This window comes from Streptomyces sp. 150FB, from assembly GCF_000818195.1.
Lineage (GTDB): Bacteria > Actinomycetota > Actinomycetes > Streptomycetales > Streptomycetaceae > Streptomyces.
In genome coordinates this window covers 7,725,749-7,726,491 of the sequence record NZ_JTHL01000001.1, presented here as the reverse complement: position 1 = coordinate 7,726,491, position 743 = coordinate 7,725,749, and the positions used below count along the sequence as shown (strand labels likewise).

Here is a 743-nt window from a genome sequence, read left to right as displayed (position 1 = left end):
GGCCCCTGGCCGGCGGCGGCGCGGCGCTCGGCGAGGGCCTCGCGGGCGCGGGCCGGGCGGTAGCCCTCCTGACGAACCGTTTCCGCACCGACCACCACGGCGTCGGCGATGCCGCGCAGCAGGCCGAAGACGCGCATGTCGGCGGTGGAGGAGAGCGGCTGGGAGCGGCCGTCGTGCTGGGCGGCGCCGTCGAGGCTGGACACCATGTTGGCGCGCAGCCAGGGCCGCTCGCCGGTGGCGGGGTACGCGTAGGCCCCGGCCAGCTCGTCGAGGGACCACTCGCGGTCCCTGCCCCCGCCGTGGTCACCGGGACCACTGCCGTGGTCGCCGCCGCTCCCATGGTCATCGGCGCGGTCACGGTCAGCGGCGGAGGCTGTCCGCTCGGTCACGGGAAACAGGCGTCGCATGCGGAGCAGTCTGGCACGGCGCATACAGTTGAGTGCTGTGTCGACCTCCCCCGCCCCGTCGTCCCCAGCCGCCCCCGGCTCCCGCCCGACAACCGCGTCCGGAGCCGAAGTGAGCCCGCTCTCCCTCTGCGCCCGTGAGCCGCGCGTCCCCGCCGAACGGCTGGTCGCCGAGATGGTGCCGCCGCCGCGCTTCGACTCCGTGCGCTTCGCGACGTACGTACCCGACCCCCGGCAGCCCAGCCAGAGCGAGGCCGTCACGGTCCTCAGCGCCTTCGCGGCCGGGCTCGACGATCGGCGCGGGTCCGGCGCCGCCCGCGTGTCCGGAGGCGGCCTGCG

The 743-nt window shown here is 76.4% G+C and carries 1 protein-coding gene and 1 pseudogene; one reads left to right on the top strand and one right to left on the bottom strand.

Going from position 1 to position 743, the window contains the following annotated elements; translation table 11 throughout:
* The coding region (locus QR77_RS49440) for a dihydrofolate reductase family protein (protein WP_040029062.1) at positions 1-407 on the bottom strand (407 nt) is incomplete at its 3' end.
* Here QR77_RS49440 and QR77_RS33145 point away from each other — a divergent pair.
* Positions 406-743 (top strand): annotated as a pseudogene (locus tag QR77_RS33145) (hypothetical protein); the annotation flags it as partial. The gene QR77_RS49440 and the pseudogene QR77_RS33145 sit on opposite strands and share 2 nt — an antisense overlap.